We start from the raw sequence: 6,445 nt of genomic DNA, 5'->3' as shown, positions 1-6,445 counted from the left end.
GGCCCCGCGGGGGGCGGGGGTCAGCACGGCGTCCGGGGCGGCGGGCAGCTGCAGCCGCAGGACCGTGCCGTCCACGACGAGCGCGGTCCCCGGCCGCCAGGTGGTGCGCGAGCCCGCCAGGGGCCGGCGCTCCAGGTGCACCAGCGGGACCTCGTCGTCGGCGGGGATCGTCCGCACCGGGTCGGCCACCTGCCGCCGGCCCTGCCGCCGGCGCGCCCGGCCGGGTTCGCGCTGCCGGCGGTGCCGGTGCGCCCCGACAAGCAGGCCGTGCCGTGGGTGGTGGTGATCGCCCCCCTGCTGGTCTCGCTGGCGCTGTACGCGAGCACCCGCTCGCCCTCCGTGCTCGCCTTCGCGCTGCTGAGCCCGGTGATGGCGATCGGCAACGTGACCTCCTCGCGCCGCCAGGCCACCCGCCGCCACCGCCGGCTGGTGCGCGAGCACGCCGAGCGCAGCGCGGCCGTGCGCGCCGACGCCTGCCGGGCGCTGCTGGCCGAGCAGGCCCGCCGCCACCACGAGGCGCCGGACCCCGCGACGCTGCTGCTGACGGCCGTCGGCCCACGGGCGCGGCTGTGGGAGCGGCGCCCCGGCGACCCCGACTGGCTGCGCACGCGCGTCGGCACCGCCGACCAGCCCAGCGAGGTGGTGCTGCGCGACCCGGCCCGTGCCGAGCACGAGGGACCGCAGCGCTGGAGCGCGCCGGACGTGCCGGTCGCGGTCGACCTGGCCACCGCCGGGGTCCTGGGCATCGCCGCCCCGCCGGCGCGGCGGGCGGCGCTGGGCGCCCTCGCGCTGGCCCAGGCCGCGGTGCTGGCCAGCCCCGCCGACCTCGAGGTCGTCCTGCTGTGCGCCCCCGACGCCCCCGGTGACCCCGAGGGGGCGCCGGCGGGGCGGTGGGACTGGGTGCGCTGGCTGCCGCACGCGCGCCGCGAGGACGCGCCGCTGTCGGCCGTGGTCGCCGCCGGCACCGACGAGGCGTCGCTGACCGCCCGGCTGGGCGAGCTGACCGACCTGCTCGCGGCGCGGCGCGCGCTGCTGGCCGACCGCCGCTCCGGCACGGTGCCCGCCTGGCGCACCGTCCTCGTCGTCCTCGACGGCGCCCGGCGGCTGCGCGCGCACCCCGGGGTGGTCTCGCTGCTGCAGGACGGGCCCGCGCTGGGCGTGCGCCTGGTCTGCCTGGACGCCGACGTGCGCTCGCTGCCGGAGGAGTGCCGCGCCGTGGTGGACGCCGTCGCCGAGCGCGGCAGCGTGGCCGTCACCGGCCAGGAGGTCGTCGAGGACGTCCGCTTCGACGAGGTGGGCACCGCCTGGTGCGAGCGCCTCGCGCGGGCCCTGGCGCCCGTGCGCGACTCCTCCTCCGAGGACCTGGCGGGCAACCTGCCGGGCTCCGCCCGCCTGCTGGAGCTGCTGGAGCTGGAGGCCGCGGGCGCCGCACCGGCCGCCGTGGACGCGCTGGCCACCGCGGTCGGGCGGCGCTGGCGGGCCGGCGGACGCACCACGCGCGCCGCGATCGGCGTCGGCCTGGAGGGCGCGCACGTGGTCGACGTGCGCGCCGACGGCCCGCACGGCCTCGTCGCCGGCACCACCGGTTCCGGCAAGTCCGAGCTGCTGCAGACGATCATCGCCTCGCTGGCGGTCGGCAACCGCCCCGACGAGTTCACCTTCGTGCTCGTCGACTACAAGGGCGGGGCGGCGTTCGAGGACTGCCGCGACCTGCCGCACACCGTCGGCGTGGTCACCGACCTCGACGGCCACCTGACGACGCGGGCGCTGGCCAGCCTGGGCGCGGAGCTGAAGCGCCGCGAGCACCTGCTCGCCGCGGCCGGCGCCAAGGACGTCGAGGACTACACCGCGGCCCGCGACGTGCCCGGCTCGCGGCTGGAGCCGGTGCCGCGGCTGATGATCGTCATCGACGAGTTCGCCGCGCTCGTCGCCGAGCTGCCCGACTTCGTCACGGGCCTGGTCGACATCGCCCGCCGCGGGCGCTCCCTGGGCGTGCACCTGCTGCTGGCCACCCAGCGGCCCGCGGGCGTGGTCAGCGCGGAGATCCGCTCCAACACCGCGCTGCGCATCGCGCTGCGGGTCACCGACGCCCGCGACAGCCAGGACGTCCTCGACGCCGCCGAGGCCGCCGGCATCCCCCGCACGCTGCCGGGACGGGCCTTCGCGCGCTCCGGCAGCTCCCCGCTCACCGGTTTCCAGACCGCCCGCGTGGGCGGCCGCGCCGGCGCCGCGGTCCGCGCCTCGCGCGCCCGGCTGGCGCTGGCGGGGTCCGTGGCGGTCCCCGGCGACGACGGACCCGGGGGCCGCGACCCCGCCGACCCGCACGACCCGCACGACCCGCACGACCCGCACGGCGACGAGGCGGCCACCCCCACCGACCTCGCCCGCCTCGTCGCGGCGCTGCGCACGGCCGCCGCCGACCTGGACCTGCCGCCGCAGCGCAGCCCCTGGCTGCCCCCGCTGCCGCAGGTGGTGCAGCTGGCGCAGCTGCTCGGGCCGGCCGGGGTCGGCGCGGTCCCCGAGCGCGGCCGGGTGCGCCCGCTGCCCCTGGGCCTGGCCGACCTGCCGCGCGACCAGCGCCGCGCGCACGCCACCCTCGACCTCAGCACCGGCTCGCACCTGGCCGTGGTCGGCGCTCCCCGCTCGGGCCGCTCCAGCGTCCTGCGCGCGGTGGCCGCGGCCGTCGCGGCGACGTGCCACCCGGCCGACGTCCACCTCTACGGCCTCGACTGCGGCGGCGGCGCGCTGCTGCCGCTGAGCGCCCTGCCGCACACCGGCGCCGTCGTCTCGCGCGAGCAGGTCGACCGCGTCTCCCGGCTCACCGAGCGGCTGGGCGCGGAGGTCCGCCGACGCCAGCGGCTGCTGGCCGAGCAGGGCTTCGCCTCCGTCGCCGAGCAGCGCCTCGCCGTCGCCGAGGACGAGCGGCTGCCGCACCTGCTCGTGCTGCTCGACCGCTGGGAGGGCTTCGTCGCCGCGTTCGAGACCTTCGACGGCGGCCGCCTCGTCGACGCCTGGACGCAGCTGCTGGCCGAGGGCGGGGCGGCCGGGGTCACCGTCGTCCTGGGCGTGGACCGCACCGGCCTGCTGGGGCGGACCTCCACGCTGCTCGACGACAAGCTCGTGCTGCGGATGACCGACCCGGGCGACTTCTCCGCCATCGGGCTGCCGGCGCGGTCGGTGCCGGCGGGGATGCCGGCGGGGCGCGGCTTCCGCGCCGGTCCCGGGGCGGAGGCGCCCGTGGAGACGCAGGTCGCGCTGCTGGACGCCGACCCGGCCGGCACCGCGCAGGTGGCGGCGCTGCAGCGCACCGCCGCGGAGCTGACCGCCCGCCACGCGGACCTGCCCGCGCGGCTGCGGCCCTTCCGCGTCGACGTGCTGCCCACCCGCGTGGAGCTGCAGCGGGCGCTGCGGGAGTTCGGCGAACCCGCCGGCCCCGCCCGGCTGGGCGTCGCGGTCGGCGGCGACACGCTGCGGCTGCACTGCCTGGACATGCTCGAGGACGGGCCGGGGCTGCTCGTGGCGGGCCCGCGCCGCTCGGGGCGCAGCACCGTCCTGCTCGTCCTGGCCGAGCAGGCCCTCGCCCGCGGGCACCGGGTGGGCCTCGTCACCGCCCGCCGCTCCCCGCTGCTCGCGCTCGCCGGCCGCGAGGGCGTCGTGGCGGCGCTGACCGCCGACGCCGACCGCGAGGCGGTCGCGGCGGCCACGGCGGCGCTGGCCCCCGCCGAGGGGGCCGCCCCCTCGCTGCTGCTCGTGGACGACCTGGAGCTGCTGGGGCTGGACGGCCCCGTGCCCGACGGCCTCGTGGCCCACCTGGAGTCGCTGCGCGACTCCGGCTGCGCGGTCGTGGCCGCGGGCGGCGTGGAGGAGCTGCAGTCGATGTACCGGGGACCGGTCGTCGCGCTCAAGCGCCAGCGCACCGGGCTGCTGCTGACCCCGCGCGGCGCGAACGACGGCGACCTGTTCGGCCTGCGCCTCTCGCGCAGCGTGCTGGGCGGCCCGGCCGGGCGCGGGCTGCTCGTGCGCGCGGGCACCGGGGAGGGCGTGCAGGTCCTGCTGCCCTGAGTGGACGGGGCCGCCCTCGAGCGTGGCAGCGGATCGCTCGGCTGGTCCGGCGGGCGACCACCACGACCGCGCCCACCGCGGGGTCCGGGGGCTGAGCAGCGCGACGCACCGCGATCGCCGTGGCCGCGGCCACGGCGATCGCCTCCTCGCTCGGCCTGGCGGTCGAGGAGGTGGTGCCCCTCGACGTCCCCGACGAGCTCACCCCGCGGCTGCTGCCCTGCGACGTCGTGGCGCGCGTGGCGCCCCGGGCGCACCGGACCGCGGCGTTCGAGGTGGCGATCGCTCGACGGCTCGCCGAGCGCGGCAGCCCGGTGGCCCGGCTCGACCCCCGGCTCCCCCCGGGTCCCCCCTGGCCCCCACGAGCGCGACGGGTTCGAGGTGCGGTCGACCAGGGCTTCCCCGCGAGCCGCGACGTCCACGGCGACGGCTCGCTCGTGATCGTCCCGGGACCCGGTCAGGCGCCCGCGAGGCGGGCGATCTCGGCGTACCCGTCGTCGTCGAGGGCGAACGCGCGCCCGGCCACCCCCAGGACCCCGAGGTCCACGCTGCCGTCGGCGTCGCAGCGGAAGCGCCAGCGGGCGTTCGGCACGTCACCGACCACGAGCACCGCGAACGGGGTGCGGCCGGCGGCGACGAGCGCGTCCAGGCGCGCGGCGTCGGCGGCCGACGGCGGCCCGGACAGGACGACGACGTGCGGGCGCGGGCGCACCGCCTCCCGGGAGCGCCGGCCGGTCAGGACGCCGTCGACGCCCAGCGCGCGCGCCGTGCGCTCGTGCTCGCCCGCGGTGGACTCCAGCTCGTGCAGCAGGTCCGCCAGCGAGGAGACGTCGGTGACGAACTGCGGCGCCAGCGCCGCGTGCGGGGCGGCGAACCCGACGAGGTGGACGTGCACGCCGTCCGACCACGGGTTCAGCGCCAGCTCCGCGGCCGCCGACAGCGCCAGCGCGCGGGCGGTGCCGTCGTCGCCGGCGAGGGCGAGCAGGCCCGGTGCGGCCTCCAGGTCGACGAGCAGGTCGCCGTCGCCGACGCGCGCCAGGTCGACCAGCGCCGGGTAGGGCGCCGCGGTCCGGGCCGGGACGGGCGAGGCCAGGGCCGCGGCCTCGAGCGCCGCGCGCTCCACGGTCCAGGTGCGCCCCTCGCCGCGGAAGGGTTCCGGCACCCGCAGCGCGGGCGGCTCGCCGAAGTGCAGGGCCAGGTCGTCCACCTCCAGCCGGACCGCCAGCAGGTCCGGCAGCACCGCGCCCGCGTCGTCGGCCGCGGCGGCCAGCCGGCGCAGCGCCGCGTCGAGGAAGCGGGCGCGCTCGGGGTCGTCCAGACCGCGCACGGGCGGCGCCTGGGGGGCCTGCGCCTGCGGGCGCCGGGTCGCGGCCAGCAGGCCGACCGCCACCAGCCCGCCGCTGAGCACCGAGCGCTCCAGCGTGCCGGCCCGCTCCTGCACGGGGTCCTGCACCGGGTCCTGCACGGGGTCCTGCACCTGCTGCTGCACGGGTTCCTGCACCGGCTGCTGCACCGGCTGCTGCACCGGCAGGGCCGTGCTGCCGCCCACCGCGTCGGACGGCAGCAGCAGCGTCCACCCGGGCCGGATGAGGTCGGCGTCGACGAGGCGGGAGCCGTCGGGCTGGACCCGGTCGGCGTTCATCGCGAAGATCTCCCGGTAGCGCAGCGGGTCCCCCAGCGTCCGCTCGGCGATGTCCCACAGGCAGTCGTGGTGGCGCCCGTGCGGCGGCTGGACGACGTAGACGACGGGCTCGGACCCGGCCCGCGCCGCGGCACCCGCGGCGGAGGCGCCGTCCCAGCCGGCGTCGGGGACGGCGGGCGCCGGGTTCGCACCGCCGCGCGCCGCACCCGCCTCACCCGCAGCGGACGCGCCGCCGGCGGCGGCCGGGGCGCCGACCGTCGCGCTGACGGGCGCGGCGTCGAGGACGGGCACCGCACCGGGCACCCAGACCGCACCGGCCGCCAGCAGCAGCACGGCGGCGACCAGGCGCTGGGCGAACAGCTGGTTGGCGCCGCCGAAGGGCACCGCGCGCGGGGAGGCGCCGCGCACGTGGTCGCGGAACTCGGCGGCCACGCAGACGGCGAAGTGCGCCCACACCAGCCACAGGACGCCCGCGAGGACGTCGAGGACGGCGGACGCGCTGAGCTCGGCGTCCAGCCAGCTGCGCGAGGGGGCGCTCGAGGGCAGCGGGTTGCCGACGAGCTCGACGAGGGCGAGCGGGACGCCGCCGAGGACGGCGAGCAGGACCAGCGCGGCCAGGGCGCCGCGCAGCAGCTCACCGGCGCGGGCCCGGCGGGTCAGCTCGGTGCGCGGCAGCCGGGCGGCGGGTCGCGGTCGCAGGGGTGTCGCTGTGCTCACGGGGGGTCCTGCCTCACGGTGCGGGGG

The 6,445-nt window shown here is 79.7% G+C and carries 2 protein-coding genes; one reads left to right on the top strand and one right to left on the bottom strand.

Translation table 11 applies throughout. The annotated features are described in order from the left end of the window. Positions 1-135: 135 nt before the first annotated feature. The gene (locus GTQ99_RS18210) at positions 136-4,062 is read left to right on the top strand and encodes an FtsK/SpoIIIE domain-containing protein (protein WP_205707756.1); all 3,927 of its coding nucleotides are present in this window, start codon (positions 136-138) and stop codon (positions 4,060-4,062) included. Between the two features lie 454 nt (positions 4,063-4,516). On the opposite strand, the gene GTQ99_RS18205 is transcribed toward GTQ99_RS18210, so the two are convergent. Next, positions 4,517-6,418 carry a LysM peptidoglycan-binding domain-containing protein gene (locus GTQ99_RS18205; RefSeq protein ID WP_166617139.1) on the bottom strand — a complete coding sequence of 634 codons (1,902 nt, stop codon included), beginning with the start codon at positions 6,416-6,418 and terminating at the stop codon, positions 4,517-4,519. Positions 6,419-6,445 lie beyond the last annotated feature (27 nt).

Origin of the sequence: Kineococcus vitellinus (assembly GCF_009906315.1) — a bacterium.
Lineage (GTDB): Bacteria > Actinomycetota > Actinomycetes > Actinomycetales > Kineococcaceae > Kineococcus > Kineococcus vitellinus.
This window is presented reverse-complemented; position numbering and strand designations above follow the sequence as displayed.